At 58.2% G+C, this 16,937-nt stretch carries 13 protein-coding genes; 12 read left to right on the top strand and 1 reads right to left on the bottom strand.

What is annotated here, in order from left to right:
• The first annotated feature begins 28 nt into the window (after positions 1-28).
• The 12 genes from OZX71_RS07845 (at position 29) to OZX71_RS07790 (ending at position 15,706) form a co-directional block, all read left to right on the top strand.
• The gene (locus OZX71_RS07845) at positions 29-1,096 is read left to right on the top strand and encodes an ATP-binding cassette domain-containing protein (RefSeq protein ID WP_277159917.1); all 1,068 of its coding nucleotides are present in this window, start codon (positions 29-31) and stop codon (positions 1,094-1,096) included.
• Entirely contained in the window at positions 1,093-2,037 is a 945-nt protein-coding gene (locus OZX71_RS07840; protein ID WP_277159916.1) for a hypothetical protein, read from the top strand. The genes OZX71_RS07845 and OZX71_RS07840 overlap by 4 nt, the downstream gene beginning before the upstream one ends.
• Positions 2,038-2,437: 400 nt before the next feature.
• A complete protein-coding gene (locus tag OZX71_RS07835) occupies positions 2,438-3,640 on the top strand; it encodes a zinc ribbon domain-containing protein (RefSeq protein ID WP_277159915.1) in 1,203 nt (400 codons plus the stop codon).
• A 115-nt stretch (positions 3,641-3,755) separates the two neighbouring features.
• On the top strand, positions 3,756-4,757 hold the full coding sequence (locus tag OZX71_RS07830; RefSeq protein WP_277159914.1) for a zinc ribbon domain-containing protein: 1,002 nt from the start codon (positions 3,756-3,758) through the stop codon (positions 4,755-4,757).
• 219 nt (positions 4,758-4,976) lie between these two features.
• A complete protein-coding gene (gene gatC, locus OZX71_RS07825; protein WP_277146135.1) occupies positions 4,977-5,276 on the top strand; it encodes an Asp-tRNA(Asn)/Glu-tRNA(Gln) amidotransferase subunit GatC in 300 nt (99 codons plus the stop codon).
• Positions 5,276-6,814: an Asp-tRNA(Asn)/Glu-tRNA(Gln) amidotransferase subunit GatA gene (gene gatA, locus OZX71_RS07820; RefSeq protein WP_277159913.1), complete on the top strand. Its 1,539-nt coding sequence runs from the start codon at positions 5,276-5,278 to the stop codon at positions 6,812-6,814. Before gatC ends, gatA begins: the two co-directional genes overlap by 1 nt.
• 24 nt (positions 6,815-6,838) lie before the next feature.
• Positions 6,839-8,338: an Asp-tRNA(Asn)/Glu-tRNA(Gln) amidotransferase subunit GatB gene (gene gatB, locus OZX71_RS07815; protein WP_277159912.1), complete on the top strand. Its 1,500-nt coding sequence runs from the start codon at positions 6,839-6,841 to the stop codon at positions 8,336-8,338.
• A 403-nt stretch (positions 8,339-8,741) separates the two neighbouring features.
• The gene (locus OZX71_RS07810; RefSeq protein ID WP_277160693.1) at positions 8,742-9,980 is read left to right on the top strand and encodes a GNAT family N-acetyltransferase; all 1,239 of its coding nucleotides are present in this window, start codon (positions 8,742-8,744) and stop codon (positions 9,978-9,980) included.
• On the top strand, positions 9,977-10,291 hold the full coding sequence (locus OZX71_RS07805) for a DUF2469 domain-containing protein (protein ID WP_277143495.1): 315 nt from the start codon (positions 9,977-9,979) through the stop codon (positions 10,289-10,291). The genes OZX71_RS07810 and OZX71_RS07805 overlap by 4 nt, the downstream gene beginning before the upstream one ends.
• 571 nt (positions 10,292-10,862) lie before the next feature.
• Complete coding sequence (locus OZX71_RS07800) at positions 10,863-12,554, top strand: NAD(P)/FAD-dependent oxidoreductase (RefSeq protein ID WP_277159911.1); 1,692 nt, start codon at positions 10,863-10,865, stop codon at positions 12,552-12,554.
• A gap of 495 nt (positions 12,555-13,049) precedes the next feature.
• Positions 13,050-15,104 (top strand): transcription termination factor Rho, encoded by a 2,055-nt coding sequence (gene rho / locus OZX71_RS07795; protein ID WP_277159910.1) that lies wholly within the window; start codon positions 13,050-13,052, stop codon positions 15,102-15,104.
• A gap of 167 nt (positions 15,105-15,271) precedes the next feature.
• Positions 15,272-15,706, top strand: coding sequence for a chorismate mutase (locus OZX71_RS07790; RefSeq protein WP_277146141.1), 435 nt, complete (start codon positions 15,272-15,274; stop codon positions 15,704-15,706).
• Positions 15,707-15,853: 147 nt separating this feature from the next.
• Here the strand turns inward: OZX71_RS07790 and OZX71_RS07785 are convergent, their stop codons facing one another.
• A complete protein-coding gene (locus OZX71_RS07785; protein WP_277160692.1) occupies positions 15,854-16,852 on the bottom strand; it encodes a LacI family DNA-binding transcriptional regulator in 999 nt (332 codons plus the stop codon).
• Between the last annotated feature and the right edge of the window lie 85 nt (positions 16,853-16,937).

The following is a 16,937-nucleotide window of genomic DNA, read 5'->3' as shown; positions in this document are numbered from 1 at the left end:
GCACCGCGTACATGATACCTTTGAAATCATGATAGAGATAACCAATCTGAGTAAAAGGTTCGGCTCCAAAACCGCGCTCGACGGTGTCAGCTTCACCGCGCCCGATGGCAAGGTGACCGGGTTCCTCGGCCCGAACGGTGCAGGCAAATCAACGACGATGCGTGCGGCGCTGGGGCTGATTTCGTCCGATTCTGGACGTGTGCTGGTCGACGGTGGCGACTTCCGCAAGTCACGTGCCCCGATGACGAGCGTCGGCGCCGTGCTCGACGCCAAATCCGCCCATAAGAACCGTTCAGCATACAATCATCTGCTTTCCTTGGCACTTACCAACGGCATCTCCAAGCGCCGTGTCGACGAGGTCATCGATATGACCGGTCTGGAAAGCGTCAAGAAACGCAAGGCCGGCGGCTTCTCGCTGGGCATGAGCCAGAGGCTTTCCATCGCGGCGGCACTGCTGGGCGACCCGCACAACCTCGTGCTCGACGAGCCGGTCAATGGCCTCGATCCCGAAGGCGTGAAATGGGTGCGTGAGCTCTGCAAGTTCTATGCGAGTCAAGGTCGGGCGGTGTTGCTGAGCTCCCACCTGATGAGCGAGGTCGCGCTGACCGCCGACAATTTGGTCATCATCGGGCAAGGCAAGGTGCTGGAGACGACGACGGTCAACGATTTCGTCACCGAGCACTCCGGCCATTCGATTCGCGTAGTCACCCCGGAACCTCAAAAGTTGCAGGCCATTTTCGCTTCTGCTCCCGAAGTTCAGGTCCGCATCGAGCAACGTATGACTTCCGACCCGCGCGAAGGCGAGGTCTTCCGCATCAACGGGGCCGACCTTAAGTCCGCCGCGCAGGTGTTCGCCCAAGCGCAATTGATTACCTACGAGCTTGTCGAGGAAAAAGTCTCGCTCGAAGATGCCTACATGGCGCTCACCCATTCGCAGGTGCAATACGCCGCCAAGGAGTTGCCTGGCGAGCGGCCGATTGAATACGTGCCGCAGGGCACGGCCGGTGCCGGTGCCAGAAATGCCGGAAATGCCGGAAACGCAGGGAATATGCAGATGAACAATATGCAGGTCAACGGGGGAGAGCAGGCACGATGAACGAGACCAATACCATGAATCCGAACATATCTTCAGCTTCTCAGGCCGGTGGAGCACGCTACGCCGTCAACCGCAGCATGTCGCGCGCCCGTCTGAGCTTCCTCGGCAGCGTCCGTTCAGAGCTGGTGAAGCTGCGCAGCGTCGCCTCGACGTGGTGGCTTTCGGCGCTCGCCTGCATCATTGGGGTCGGCATCTCGGCGATACTGGCTGTGAGCGTCAAACAGGAAGCCTGTTATGACGCGAAAGGCAAACTGCTGGCGACGCCTGCCCCGATTCCGCGTTCCGTCGTGTTCAGCTGTATCGCGCAGAGCCTCGCCATCTCGATTGTGCTCATCGGTGTGGTCGCCATCCTTGCGGTGACCAGCGAATACGCCACTTCCTCGATTCAGATGGCCTTGGTCGTCAATCCACGTCGCTGGATGTTCATGAATGCGAAGGCCGTGGCAGTCGCGATCCATACGTTTGTGCTCTCCTTGGTGATGTTGCTCATTTCCTGGGGTGTGGTTGCGGCGATACTTGCCGGCAACAAGCAGACTCCGCTGGGCAGCAAGGAGCATTGGCTGCCGATTATCGTCATTCTTGGCGGTGCGGCGATGATCACACTGGTCTCCGAATTCTCGCTGGGACTGGGTGCCATCATCCGTTCGACCGCCGGTGGCGTGGTGGCGCTGGTGGCGGTGTACACGATGGCGACTTCGGTGTTCGGCCTGATCTTCAGCTTGTCGAAGCACATGCAGTGGGCCTATTGGTGCTCGCAGCTGATGCCGTCGAGTCTGGTGAACAGTTTCCTGTCCGGCCAGCCTGCCGAAGTCGAGGCCGGAATGTTGCCCAAGGGCTGGTCGGTTCCCGGCTGGTGGCAGAGCGGACTGATCATGCTCGGTTGGGCTGTCGTCTTCTACCTCATCGGCGCGTTCGTCGTCCGCCGACGTGATGTGAAGTAAGCTCATCGTTTTGTCCGAACCGTCAGATTCATTGGAAGTCCTGTATGCTGCCATTCGCGGCGTGCGGGATTTTCAATTTGTAGATCTCCCAAGTCTTATGACACCACGACCTTGGGGAGCAAGAAGACAATCCTGCGAGAAAACATATACTTTTTACTGCGAAAACGTACGCTTCCTAGCAGGAATGCCCGGTTTCCAGCAGGAATGTCCGGTTAGGATTTTGGTAACCGGAGGTTCCGTGCCGCCGTCTTGAATATGTGTTCCTATCTTTTGTCTCAACCAAACGAATTTTGATACTCGGTTACTGTGCCTAGATAAACCGTGTGTTTTTGTCGTTTTCAAACATAAAATGGAAGCATATTGAGTGACGTTGAGAATCGGTTAGAGATAGGGAAGAACTATGAGATTCTGCGACCAGTGTGGTGCGAGGATGGATGATGGCGCCGTCGCATGTCCCAACTGTGGTGCCGTGCCTGTGTCCGCAACGTCCGGTTCGTCTCAACCTGTCGGTGCTGTGCCGCCGTCGCCGTCGCTGGCTTCTGTTCCGCCGCAGGCTTCGGGCGCGTCTTATGCGTCTTTGACCAATGCGGAGGCGGGTAATCCAAGCTATCCTCCTGTCTTGTCCGGTTCTTCCGAAACGTTTGGCCTTGCCGCCGGTGGTTTGGCGTCGCCGAACCAGCCGGTTGCGAAGGTTTCCCATTCCAAGCGCAACATCGTTATCGCGATTGTCGCTGCCGTGGTGGTGGTCGTGTTGGTGCTTGCCTCGGTCCTGTTCATTCGCTCGCGCTCGAATTCAGGTGCCGCCCATTCATCGGACGCATCTTCGGCAGTAAATACGCCGACCAAGCCGTTGTCCCAAGCGCAATATCCGGCCGGCGAATGGGCTCTGCGCGCGAAACTCAAAGACGCGAGCTGGAAGACGCTGTCGGTCAATGTGGATGAGCAGGGCGATATCGCGCTCCTCGCGTCCGGAGTGAAGGTATTTTCCGGCAAGTTGAGCAAGGAAGCGACTAACGGTGGTAACGATAGCGTCGAATACACCGTCAAGAATCTCGCCGTATCGCGTCCACAGCCGCATTTCCTCGGCGATCCCTTTGACAGCTATCTGAGCGACAAGGAAATCGCCGCGTCGGATGTCACCATCGATGTGCCTAAGAAGGGAACGACGGGGGACTGGTATCTGGCGATTCAGGAATCCAATGGCGTGCAGTGCGAGTTTGGTATGACGGTGAAGGACGATCATAAGTTCACCATGGGGTGGAGCTACGGCTGGAACTCTACAGATGCGGACGACGACGAAGATAGTGACGACGATTACGATGACGATTACGACGACGATTACGACGACGATTCCGAAGAAGACGACGCTTATCTTGACGGCGACGAGGATGGCTCGGTTGAGCAGAGTTCTGTCAAGCAGGTAAAAGACCAGATGCCCGATTTCGACGAAACGCGAACCGGCACGTGGAAACCGGTGAAAAGCGATACCCCTGGCCAAAAGGCGTACTTGGTGTCGATGGATGACGGTGGGCTTTTCGATAAAGTGTCCGGACAGCATCCATCCGACATTCAGTACACGTTTGAGGTTCCAAGCAACCATTAAGCCGTTGCCTACCGGGCGGTGGCGGCGGTTTGCTGGTCGTCCGTTTGAACGGCGAGACGTAATTGAGTCTGACCAAAACATATAGACGGACAATGAAAAGAGAAAAGGGAAAGCCATGAAATTCTGTGAGCATTGCGGGGCGCGGATTGATGACGGTGTCCGGTTCTGTGCCAATTGCGGCGCACCGGCACCCCAGACAGTGCCACTGCAGCAGCCGTCGGCCATGCCTCCCATGCCGTCGACGACGCAAGCCCCACCAGCCTCTCAGCCCGTCATGGCGGGGTTCGCTCCTGACACGCTTGGCGCGGCGGAATCCAAATCTGCCGCTCCTGGTATGGGCCTTCCTCCTACGGGAGCTTCTGCCCAGACGTCTGTTCAGGGCAAACACCGCAACCTCATCATCGTGGCGATTGCTGCGGTGGCAGTGGTGGTCATCGCCCTTGGCGCGTTCTTCCTGACCCGTCCGACGGCCAAAAGCGGGGTGAACGACAGCGCTGCGCAATCCGAATATCCGGTCGGGCAATGGTCCCTTCATATGAAAACGAGGGGGGCGGATATCACGCTTATCGCCGTCTCCGTCGGCAAGGACGGCAAAGCCTCGTTGCATACGTCGGTCGGTACCGGATCCATCGATATCATCGACGGCAAGCTGGGCAAGCCTGATTTCGCCGGCGGCAGCGCCACCTACCATGTTGGCGATCTGAAGTTTCCCCACGCCAAGCAGCCCAACCTCTTTTCCGATAACAACGAAAAGGTGGTCCAACCCTCATCCATTACTTTGACAATGCCTAGAAAGGGGATTGTGGGCGATTGGCGCGTAGTCGTCAGGAATGCTGGTGCCAAGTCGTCTGGCCCCCATGAGTTCACGATGAAAGTGGGCGCTGACCATTCTTTGGTGTTCGGTTGGAAAGGCGGCTATGGCGTTTACAACAGCGGTGTGCGCAGTGGCGTGTGGTCGACGAAAAAGTCTGATGACAAGAGCAAGCAACGTTTTGGCGTCGAGATGGAATCCGGCAATCTGATGGATGACGAATATGGTTCCGACGATGATGATGCTGGCGATGAAGCCGATATGCAAGGCAAGATGGAATTCTATCTAGAAGCCCCACAATACTAGACAGTTGAATGCATTGCCAGAACTCGTAATGCGTGACCGTCTATGGCGATATCATAGGGTTGCGTGCGCTTTCCCGACAGAATCATCTTTGTTCCTAGATGGATTGCCTGATTGATGGCAATCACGAAAAGCATATTAGGCGTCGCCAGGTTTGGTGGGCGGCATTGGCACCCGCATCACGTCACCTGAACGTCACAGACGACTCATACAATTGAGATTATGCCTACTTTCACAAGAGATACAGTCGAGCATCTGGGGCAATTGGCCCAAATTGCGCTCACCGACGAGGAAGCGACCCGCATGCAAGGCGAGTTGAACGTCATCGCCGATTCTATCAACAAGGTGCAGGAAGTCGCGTCCGACGACGTCGAACCTACTGCCAACCCGGTTCCGCTCGAGGCGTATCTGCGCCCCGACGTCCCTGAAAAGCCGTTGAGCCGCGAGGACGCGCTCGCCGGAGCCCCAGCCACGGAGAACGGTATGTTCGTCGCGCCGCGCATTCTCGGAGGTGAAGCCTGATGGCCGAAGCAAATGAATTGGTGAAGCTCACCGCCGCCCAGATGGCGGAGAAGATTCGCAACAAGGAAGTCTCCAGCCGCGAGCTGGTCGACGCCGAGCTCAACGTCATCGACGCGGCCGAGCCGGATATCCATGCGTTCCTGCACGTTTCCGCCGACGAGGCGCGTGCCCAGGCCGACGCCTTCGATAAGAAGAATGCCGCGGGCGACACCGAGGGCCTGCCGGAGCTCGCCGGTGTGCCGATCGCTATCAAGGACATGATCGTTACCAAGGGTATCGAAACGACCGCCGCTTCGAAGATTCTCGAAGGCTGGATTCCGCCCTACGACGCCACGGTCATCACCAAGCTCAAGGCCGCTGGCATGCCGCTTCTGGGCAAGACCAACCTCGATGAGTTCGCCCAGGGTTCCTCCACGGAGCACTCCGCGTTCGGCCCGACCCACAATCCTTGGGACACCTCCCGCGTCCCCGGTGGCTCCGGCGGCGGTTCCGCTTCCGCGGTCGCCGCGTTCGAGGCCCCGCTCGCGCTCGGCACGGATACCGGCGGCTCGATCCGCCAGCCCGGCAGCCTGACCGGCACGGTCGGCGTCAAGCCTACCTATGGCGGCGTCTCCCGTTTCGGCGCAATCGCCATGGCGAGCTCGCTCGACCAGATCGGCCCCGTCTCTCGCAACGTGCTCGATTCCGCGCTGCTGCAGGAGATCATCGGTGGCCACGACGTGCGTGATTCCACGTCCATCCCGATGGGTGTTCCGCCAATCGTCAAGGCCGCTCGCGAAGGCTACAAGCGCGACCTCAAGGGTATGAAGGTCGGCCTCGTGCGTCAACTCGGCGGCGATGGCTATCAGCCCGGCGTCGAGGCCCGATTCAACGAGGGCGTCAAGCTGCTGCAAGACATGGGCGCGGAAGTGGTCGAGGTCGATTGCCCGCACTTCGATTACGCGCTCGCGGCCTACTACATCATCATGCCCTCCGAGGTCAGCTCCAACCTGGCCCGCTACGATGGCATGCGTTACGGTCTGCGCGTGATGCCGCCGGCAGGTGTGCCGCAGACGGCCGCCAACATGATGGCCTATACCCGCGAGGCCGGCTTCGGCGACGAGGTCAAACGCCGTATCATACTCGGTATCTATGCCCTTTCCGCCGGCTACTACGATGCGTGGTACGGCTCGGCGCAGAAGGTCCGCACCCTGATCATCGACGACTTCAACAAGGCGTTCGAGAAGGCCGACGTGCTGGTCGCGCCGACGAGCCCGACTACCGCGTTCAAGTTCGGCGAGAAGATGAACGACCCGCTGACGATGTACATGAGCGATATCGCCACGATTCCGGCGAACATGGCCGGCACCCCCGCGATGAGCATCCCCGCCGGTCTTTCCGACGACGGTCTGCCCGTGGGCTTCCAGTTCATGGCCCCGCAGAAGCACGACGAGCAGATGTACAAGCCCGCCGCCGCGCTTGAGGCGGCCCTCGAGGAGCAGTGGGGCGGCCCGGTCTGGCAGAGCCTCAAGACCCCGTGGCTCAAGAGCGCAAAGTAATCGGACGGCAAGGAGAAACAAATCATGGCTGAAAAATTGATGAAGTATTCCGATGCCGTCAAGGAATTTGACCCGGTATTCGGTCTGGAAACCCACGTCGAGCTGTGCACGCAGACCAAGCTGTTCTGCCCGGCGCACGAGGAGTTCGGCGCGGAGCCGAACACGGAGCTGAGCCCGGTGAGCCTCGGCCTGCCCGGAAGTCTGCCGGTGGTCAACAAGACCGCCGTCGACTTCGCGATCAAGCTGGGTCTGGCGCTGCACTGTGAGATCCACGAGTGGAGCCAGTTCGCCCGCAAGAACTACTTCTACCCGGACATGCCGCGCGACTACCAGATCTCGCAGTTCGACAAGCCGACCAACGGCAACGGCTACCTCGACGTCGAGCTGGACGACGGCAGCACGTTCCGCGTGCCGATCGAGCGTGCACACATCGAGGACGACGCCGGCAAGAACACCCACGTGGGCGGCGCCGACGGCCGTATCGAGGGCGCGGACCACTCGCTGGTCGACTACAACCGCGCCGGCGTCCCGCTGATCGAGATCGTCACCAAGCCCGTCGAGGGCGGCGGCGACCGCGTTCCGGAGATCGCGGACGCCTACATGCGCGCCATCCGCGACATCGTGCGTGCCTTGGGCATTTCCCACGGCCGCATGGAGCAGGGCAATATGCGTGCCGACGTCAACATCTCGTTGCGCAAAAAGGGCACCACCAAGCTCGGCACTCGTTCGGAGACCAAGAACGTCAACACGTTCCGTGGCATCAAGAAGACCTTGCAGTACGAGATTCGCCGTCAGGCGGCCATCCTCGACGAGGGCGGCGAGATTCTGCAGGAGACCCGCCACTGGGACGAGGCCACGCAGACCACCGCTGGCGGCAGGGTAAAGTCCGATGCCAACGATTACCGTTACTTCCCCGATCCCGACCTCGTGATGCTGCACATCACGCAGGAGCACATCGACGAGATCGCCAAGACCATGCCGGAGATGCCGCGCGAGCGTCGTGCCCGCCTGCAGAAGGAATGGAACCTGACCGATCTGCAGATGCGCGACCTGATCAACGCCGACGCGCTCGACCTGGTCGAGGAGACCGTCAAGGACGGTGCCTCGGCTGCCGGCGCCCGCAAGTGGTGGCTCGGAGAGATTTCCCGCGTCGCCAACGAGCGCAGCCTGTCGCTTGAGGAGCTGCCGATCACCCCGGCCGATGTGGCCGAGGTCGAGAAGCTCGTCGCCGCGGGCAAGCTCAACGACAAGCTCGCCAAGCAGACCGTTACCGGCGTTCTGGCCGGCGAAGGCACGCCTGATGAGGTGGTCAAGAAGCACAACTACCAGGTCGTCTCCGACGACGGTGCGCTCGAAAAGGCCGTCGACGACGCGCTTGCCGCCAACCCGGATGTGGCCGAGAAACTCAAGAGCGGCAACATGAAGCCGATGGGCGCCATCATCGGTGCCGTCATGCGCGCCACCCACGGTCAGGCCGACGCCAAGGCCGTGAGCGCTCTGGTCATCAAGAAAATGAAAGGCTGAGCCGCTAAGCGGGGAACCCAGTGGGTTCCCCATAGGCTCAGTGAGCGCGATGTATCGAGCGCGAAGGCAAACCTCTGGTTTGCGTGTGAGTTCCAGCTTGGTGCGTGAGCTTCTTGCAGCCCAAGCCCAGTGGGCTTTTGTAGGCTCGGTGAGCGCGATGTATCGAGCGCGAAGGCAAAATCGCGAGATTCTGCTGGTCTGAACCCGATAAGATCTGCGTTCGGACGATGTTTTATCGTTGTCTGGACGCAGATTTTTTATATGGCGGGTGTAGTGCAATGAAAGATCGGCCAAGATTCGGGTGTCAGACGAAAAGGTCGGGGTTGTGATTCTCTTCCATCCGTCAGACGAATACACTATCCTTATAAGGGTATGTCTCGAGTTCGTTGGAGGGTGAGTGACTATGTCTGAAAACTCCGAAATTCCCGCAGAGGATGCAACGCCGCGTCAGCTGCCGGAACGTATTGTCATACCGGAGATTCGTGGCGAGATGGTGCATCTGCGCCCCGCCACCCTTGACGATCTGCCGAGGCTCGATCAGCTTGAGGTCTATTTCAACGCTTCCGGCGATACCGGCAAAGACAAGCAGTCCGAGCGCGCCGTCGTTCAGGCCTGGGTCAAGCGTTCCGTTGCATGGGTCAACGGCGTTGCCGCATCGGAATCCGGAGTCGGCGATCCCGAGGCCCGGCGCACGATGGCCTGGACCATTCTGACCGATTCGGATCATGACGCTGACGGCAAAATCGATGCTGAGGAGACCGACAACGTCATCGGCATGATTTTCCTGATCGACATCGACGGCTGGGCACGTTCGGCTCGTATCCAGGTGATGCTCGGCAAGGATTACCGTGGCCGCGGCTATTCGCGCGACGCGATGCCGCGCGTGATGACCTACGGGTTTGCCTCCACCCCGGTGGGTTTGGGAATGCACCGTATCTGGGTGGCGGTGCCGGAGAAAAGCACCCGTACCCTCTCGGTCTATCAATCGTTGGGCTTCATCAAGTCCGGCACGTCCCGCGATTCGCTGTGGGACGCCTCGATTGGCAAATATCAGGACCTCATCGTTCTCGACACCCTGGTAGACGAGTATGACCCGATTCATTCGTTGGATGCTTTCGGCATGCATGTCATCGAAGGCAATCCCGGCGTCAAAGAGGCGATGGCCGCCCGCGAGCATTCCATCGAAATCCAGCAGCACAAGAATCGGAAAAACAAAGACGTCGTTTCAAGTCCTGATGCCAGTTGCGGGGAGACCAGCGGAAACCTCGCGGAACAGGGAAACGGTGGAGAAGGCAACGGCCAAAAAGCGAAGCGTAAACATGACGATGCCGGAGTCGTCGAAAGCCAATCTGTGGCTAACGAGGCCTCTGCAGCTGTCGATTCCATATCCGGAGCAGCGGATATGGCAACTGCTCGTGGTGATGATTCCTTATCGGCATCGGCACGGCAAAGCTCAGAGTATCCTGAGCAGAAGCGTAAGAGTGATGATTCCGATGAAACGTCATGGCCGTTTTCCGCCACGCAAAGCAAGAAATCGAAAAAGGCCTGGTGGCGTAGTCTTGGTCACGGCACTCAGAAAAAAGGCGACGTCGACAAGACGTCCGTTTCGAAAAACGACAAATCAGGAGGTAGCGTTCAGTGAGCGCTGAAGATCTCGACGATTACGAGATGAACGCCGAGCTGGCACTTTACAAGGAGTACCGCGACGTCATCAAGCTGTTCACGTACGTCGTGGAGACGGAGCGGCGCTTCTACTTGGCCAACAAGGTCGATTTCAACGTGCGTTCCGCCGGGCAGGATGTCTATTTCGACGTGCAGCTTACGGATGCGTGGGTCTGGGATGTCTACCGCTCGTCGCGCTTCGTCAAGAACGTGCGGATTGTGACGTTCAAGGATGTCAACGTAGAGGAAGTGCAGAAGTCCGACATCGATATTCCCGATTCTCTGGCTTGATTGTTTGTTGCTTATGACGGTCTGGGAGGGAAACATATTTCCCTTGGGACGCTCCGGGCTGAACCGTTAAGCGAAAAGCCCTGTGGGCTTTTCGTAGGTGAAGTGAGCGCGATGTATCGAGCGCGAAGGCAAAATTTCCAATTTTGCTCAGGCCAAGTCTTTACGGTCGAGCAACGCATATCTCCGGCTCCCAGACCTCAACCTTAGAATCTTTTCGGAGAGCAATTGTTTCGATGTCGAAGTTCTGAGGCACTTTTAAGCGGATAAAAAATAAGCTGTTATAGACTTGACTCGCTGTGGATAGCTGATTGTTGGAGGTGGGCGGAAAGATATGCCTTGTTCGGGCGTAAGACACGGCCGAGCGGCCAAGGAGCGTCCCGAATAAGGTATATCTTTTCACCCACCGTGAGTTGTATCACTGATCAGTGGTGCGAGTTTTCAGCGAACATGCAGATGGTTCGTGTATGTTTTTAGACATTGGTTGGGCTGGTTTGTGCTTTCGTGTAGGCTGGTGATGATTTGCGTATGAGGCGTATTGGCTTCAAAATAAGGATTTTTTTGGGAGGCTGTTGTGGCTGAGGATGCTGGCAAGAAGTCTGTGGTGATTATCGGTGGCGGGCCTGCGGGTCTGACGGCGGCTTGGGAACTGCTCAAGGACGGCGGCGCCGACAAGTTTGATGTGACCGTTTTGGAAGCGACGCGCGAGTTCGGCGGTATTTCGCGCACGGTGAAGCACAACGGCAACCGCATGGATATCGGCGGGCACCGTTTCTTCTCGAAGGACGACCGCGTGATGGACTGGTGGAAGAACATCATGCCGTTGCAGGGTGCGCCTTCGTATGACGACAAGAAGCTCGGCCGTCACCACGACCTCGAGCCCGGCGGCCCGGATCCGGAGAAGACCGATGTCGTGATGCTCAAGCGTCACCGTGTCTCGCGTATCTTCTGGAACCAGCACTTCCTGGACTATCCGATTTCGCTTTCCCCGGGCCTGTTCAAGGCGCTGGGCTTGAAGCTGACGCTGAAGGCCGGATTCAGCTATCTCTGGAGCATGATTCACAAGCTGCCGGAAGACAATCTCGAGAACTTCTATATCAATCGTTTCGGCCGTCAGCTCTACTCGATGTTCTTTGAAGGCTACACCACCAAGGTCTGGGGGCGCACACCTTCGCAGATTTCGGCGGACTGGGGCGCCCAGCGCGTGCGCGGCCTGTCCGTGATTACGGTGCTGAAGAACGCCATCGCCAAGATGCGTCCACAGAAGCGCGATTCCAGCCAGGTGGAGACCTCGCTGATCGAGGAGTTCTGGTATCCGAAGCTCGGCCCTGGCCAGCTCTGGGAGATCGTCGAGGGCCAGGTCGTCGACAATGGCGGCAAGGTCATCACCGACGCGAACGTGGTCGAATTCAAGCAGAAGGCTGACGGTTCCATCGCCAGCGTGGTCTACGTCGACGACAAGGGCGCACGCACCGAGCTCAAGGCGGACGATTTCATCTCGTCCATGCCCGTCAAGGACTTGGTCAACGCCATCGACAGGGCCGCGAAAGAGGACGAAGCCGCAAACGCCGGCGATAGTTCGAACGCTGCGGATGCCGCTGATACCGCAGCTTCCAAGGAAGTCGCCACAACCGCTGAAGACGTGCCTGCAGATATGAAGCGCATCGCCAACGGCCTGCCGTACCGTGATTTCGTCACCGTCGGCCTCTTGGTTGGTCACCTCCGCCTGAAGAACACGACGGACATGAAAACGCTCGGCAACCCGCCGATCGTGCCGGACTGCTGGATCTACGTGCAGGACCCGGGCTACAAGGTCGGCCGTGTGCAGATCTTCAACAACTGGAGCCCGTATCTGGTCAAGGACGTCGACAACACGGTGTGGGTCGGCCTCGAGTACTTCTGCGAGGAAGGCGACGATTTCTGGAACCTTTCGGACGAAGAAGCCACGAAGTTTGCCATCAAGGAGCTCACCCGTATGCGTGTGATCAACGGCCCCGAGGACGTCTTGGACTCCCACCGCGAGCACGTGAAGAAGGCTTATCCCGCCTACTTCGACACCTACGACGAAATGCCGCAGCTGATCGACTGGCTCGACAAGTTCGGCAACCTCTACTGCGTGGGCCGCAACGGCCAGCACCGCTACAACAACCAGGACCACTCCATGGCCAGCGCGATGGAGGCCGTGGGCAACATCAAGTCCGGCCGCGCCGACAAGAAGAACGTCTGGAGCGTCAATACCGAAAAGTCCTATCATGAGGAAAAATAGCCACTGACTGTTCTGATTTTTCAGAATACCCGGTTTCATGCTTGAGGCGGGCGATCCACAAGGGTCGTTCGCCTTTTGCGTTTTCGTTGTTCCGATTAAGTCAGGCTCATTGGTGCTGGTAAACGGCATCCGGGATTCATTTATGTGCGGTTTTCCTGCACTCAATTGTGTTGGTGCTGGTGAACGGCATCTGCCGTTCCTTCATATGCTGTTTTGCAGCATCAGATTATCTTGTTGCTGGTGAACGGACTTTGGCAGTTTGCCAGGTGCGGTTTTCCGGCAGCAGAGTCATCAGAAAGTAGTGTGAGAATTGGCGTGGATCGTGAGTTCGCCACGCCGAGTGGCGTTGGTCAGGGCACGGTTGTAATCTAAAGAAAAGTTCGAAAACCACATGATGGTAACGAATATTTCATAAGCGGTTTTTAATATATGCCGCATCTTTTTCATTAGTCTTCCGGGCAATGCCGTAGGAAGTCGAGGAAAGGCAACATTATAGTGGCAACTAGCCAGAATATTGAGGATATGAAGCTGCCTGAGCTCAAAGCGCTCGCCAGGCAGATGGGACTACGCGGCACGTCAACGATGCGTAAACCCGAGTTGCTCGCCACCCTTCAAGCTGCAAGAACAGGCGGAGAAGCGCCCGAGGGAGTCACGGTTCGTTCTCCCAAAGCCGCGCCGAAAACGGCTGCGGAAAAGAACGAAAAGCCTGATACCAAACGTAAGCAGGCTTCCGCAAACGATCAGGTGTCCAAGCAACCGGCTTCCGTCAGTGACGCCGATGGTAAGGCCAAAGGCGCTAAGGCAGCTCACGATGAAGCTGCGTCCGACAACGTTGTGACGCACGAATCGGCTGCCCGTGAGAATACACGGTTGAAGAAATCAATTTCGCGGGATGAGCAAGCCGACGAGCAAGAGTCCTCCGAAAAGCATGGTGAGGGCCGGGCATCCCAGCCCAGTGTGTTCGACGATGAAGAGTCGTTGCACCGGCGTAGCAGGTCATTCGTTTCCCACCATCGCGGCGAACGCGAGATGGGCGAGGAAGGCGAGACCCGCACTCATCGTCGGAACTACCGCGCGGAGCAACAGTCCCGTCACGATACCGAATCCAATAAGGTCCGCGATTTGGATGACATTCTTGCCACCTTGCCGGTCGTCGGCAATGACGAAGGGAATGCTGACGACGCCAAAGAGGCGGAGCCGCGCCATGAATTCGTTCGCCGCAACCGTCATAATGACCGTTACAATCACGAAGATCGTGGCAATGATCGCCATCAACGCAGGATGCGTGGGCGCGATCGCAACAACTATGACTATAAGGATCGTGACAATCGTAACGATCGTGGCGGCCGGTACAACAACAATGAAAACATCAGCGAAGAGGACACGCGCGATCATCGCAGCGACTCCAAGGAGGGTCTGGTCCCCGTCGCCGGTATCGTCGATGTTCTCGATTCCTATGCGTTCATCCGTACCTCTGGCTATCTGCCAGGGCCGAACGACGTCTACGTTTCGATGGGCCAGATCCGCAAGTACGGCCTGCGCAAAGGCGACGGCGTGCAGGGCTTCATCCGTGAACCGCGCGAAGGCGAACGCCGCAACCAGCGCCAGAAGTTCGTGCCGCTGCAGTCCATCGAGGCCATCAACGGCATGAGCGTCGAGGATGCGGCCAACCGCGCGCAGTTCTCCAAGCTCACCCCGCTCTATCCGCAGGAACGCCTCAAGCAGGAGACCACGCCAAACAAGATTCTCGGCCGCCTGATCGATCTCGTCGCGCCGATCGGCAAAGGCCAGCGCGGCCTGATCGTCTCCCCGCCGAAGGCAGGCAAGACCATCACCTTGCAGAACATCGCCAACGCGATCGCCACCAACAATCCTGAAGTGCACCTGATGATGGTGCTCGTGGACGAACGCCCCGAGGAAGTCACCGACATGGAGCGCACCGTGCAGGGCGAGGTCATTTCCTCGACCTTCGACCGCCCGGCCTCCGACCACACCACCGTCGCCGAACTCGCCATCGAACGTGCCAAGCGCCTGGTGGAGCTTGGCCAGGATGTGGTGGTGCTGCTCGATTCCATGACCCGTCTCGCCCGTGCCTATAACATCGCGGCCCCGGCTTCCGGCCGTGTGCTTTCCGGCGGTGTCGACGCGCAGGCGCTCTATCCGCCCAAGAAGTTCTTCGGCGCGGCACGCAACATCGAAAACGGCGGTTCCTTGACCATCATCTCTTCGGCACTGGTGGAAACCGGTTCCAAGATGGACGAGGTCATCTTCGAGGAGTTCAAGGGCACCGGCAACATGGAGCTGCGCCTTTCGCGCGATCTGGCCAACAAGCGCCTCTTCCCGGCCGTTGACATCAACGCCTCCGGCACGCGCCGCGAGGAGCTCATCACCCCCAACGACGAGCTCGCGGTCATCTACCGCCTGCGTCGTCTGCTTGGCGGCCTCGAGCCGGAGCAGGCCTACCAGACCATCGTGCCAAGGCTGAAGAAGACGGCGACGAACCGTGACTTCCTGCAGGCCATCATCAAGCAGAACAGCGGCAACAACTGATTCGGTTTGTACCGTGCTATAGGGGACTTCCTGTTGGAGGTCCCCTTTTGCTGTCTGGCGTCACATTTGCAATGGTTGCATGGTTTGGTTGCGTTGGTGACGTTGCGGCCACGTTTTGCGCACGAACGCAATGATGGAAGTGGAGCTCGTGTCGTATGGTAAGGGATATGACTTTCAATACCGCAGACGACACCGCAGATGACACCGCAGATAGCACCCAGGCTGCCGGCCAATGGCGCGATACCACCATCGACGACGCGCAGGAGCGGACCAACCCGCAAACCGCCCAGGCCGTCGAACGCATCAAACAGTTGCGCCAGTCCATCGACAATGTGGACACGGCCATCGTCTCGCTGCTTGCGGAACGTTTCAAATACACCGCCGAAGTCGGGGTGTTGAAGGCCAAGGCCGGGTTCGCCCCGGAGGATCGGGAACGCGAAAGTCGGCAGGCCGGGCGTCTCAAAAAGGTCGCTCTCGACGCCGGGCTCGATCCGAGCATCGAGGAAAACTACCGTGAGTTCGTAGTCACCGAAGCCAAAAAACGCCACCAACGCATCGCCGAAGCCGGCGGAGACCCCGGTGTGCTCGACGTCTACGCGTGAATTTGATGACTGTGATTAATAGCGTCGCAGCAAGGCGTCGCAGCAAGCAGGCAGCCGACGGTTCATCGACGGCTTACCAGCGGTTCATCGGTGGTTCATCGGCGGGCTTACCATCGGCTTACCAGCAGCTCAGGAACCTGACCGGAATCAAGCTGATTGACGTTTGACGACCCATACGTTCTGCGGGCCGAGTTCCGCATCGTCTTCGTCCGGTGTTCCGCTGTTTTCGCGCTGGCGGTCATGTCGTCTCGCGTCAATCGCATCTTTGATTTCAGCAACATATTCCGACATATCGTGGTCGAAATCGACTGTGGTCAATGACGGCTCGAAATATTGGCCCATCGATAGATTATCGACGCCGATCACCTTGACGTCTTTAGGCACTTCAATGCCTGTTTCCTTGCAGCATGCCAAAACAGCGGCCGCGCAATCGTCATTGAAACAGCAAATGGCGTCGCTTCGTTTTTCTGTTGCAACTTTGAGCGCCTTATGCACGGAATCGAAATCGGTCAAATCGATTTCGAGATTGCATGTCAGCTTTTGTCCGGATTGCGCAAGCGCGTCCTCGACACCACGGATTCGGAAAGCCCGCAAGCCGAAGCCGAGAGGGTCGTTGGCCCCGATATAGCCGATTCGTTTGCAGCCGAGTGAAGTAATGTATTTGCCTTGGGTGGCTCCCAGATTGTATTGGAACCGCGAAAAAACAGGCATTGGTTGCTGATCGATGTCAGGTGACCAGAATTCGACGATTGGTATTCCCTGATTCTTCAAAAGCCTGCGATCATCATCCGAAAGTTCGAAAAACGGAACGACCACACCGGGGGTCATGTCGGAAAGCAATTGCCGCAAAGGCGTTGTCGTGCCTGCGGAACGCGAAAACACGCAGGACAGTCCCGCGTTGGTAAGTTGCTTGCTCAGCGCATTCCACATGCTGTCGGCTCGTCCGGACGGCATCCAGCCGGGGGCGAGACAGAGAACGGTGCTGCCATGGCCGTTACGCAGGGTCCTCGCCTCGGCGGATGGCACGAATCCCAGTTTTTTCGCAGCCTGCAAAACGCGTTGGCGAGTACGCTCGGGAATCGAACCCGCCTTTTCGTTCATCACCATGCTTACGGTCGTACGTGACACGCCGGCTTCCTTGGCCACGTCGGCGCTTGTTGTCTTATGAATATGCAATTCCCGTCCAACCCTCACATCGTTATCTCCCGGTCAGTATACCGGAACGCCTGTG

Source organism: Bifidobacterium sp. ESL0764, assembly GCF_029395515.1.
Lineage (GTDB): Bacteria > Actinomycetota > Actinomycetes > Actinomycetales > Bifidobacteriaceae > Bifidobacterium.
This window is presented reverse-complemented; position numbering and strand designations above follow the sequence as displayed.

Bases quoted from the DNA above. Each gene is read 5' to 3' on its own strand.
- OZX71_RS07790 (WP_277146141.1), top strand. From the start codon at position 15,272: ATGACTTTCAATACCGCAGACGACACCGCAGATGACACCGCAGATAGC.
- OZX71_RS07830 (WP_277159914.1), top strand. From the start codon at position 3,756: ATGAAATTCTGTGAGCATTGCGGGGCGCGGATTGATGACGGTGTCCGG.
- OZX71_RS07840 (WP_277159916.1), top strand. From the start codon at position 1,093: ATGAACGAGACCAATACCATGAATCCGAACATATCTTCAGCTTCTCAG.
- gatA (WP_277159913.1), top strand. From the start codon at position 5,276: ATGGCCGAAGCAAATGAATTGGTGAAGCTCACCGCCGCCCAGATGGCG.
- gatB (WP_277159912.1), top strand. From the start codon at position 6,839: ATGGCTGAAAAATTGATGAAGTATTCCGATGCCGTCAAGGAATTTGAC.
- OZX71_RS07835 (WP_277159915.1), top strand. From the start codon at position 2,438: ATGAGATTCTGCGACCAGTGTGGTGCGAGGATGGATGATGGCGCCGTC.
- OZX71_RS07845 (WP_277159917.1), top strand. From the start codon at position 29: ATGATAGAGATAACCAATCTGAGTAAAAGGTTCGGCTCCAAAACCGCG.
- gatC (WP_277146135.1), top strand. From the start codon at position 4,977: ATGCCTACTTTCACAAGAGATACAGTCGAGCATCTGGGGCAATTGGCC.
- OZX71_RS07810 (WP_277160693.1), top strand. From the start codon at position 8,742: ATGTCTGAAAACTCCGAAATTCCCGCAGAGGATGCAACGCCGCGTCAG.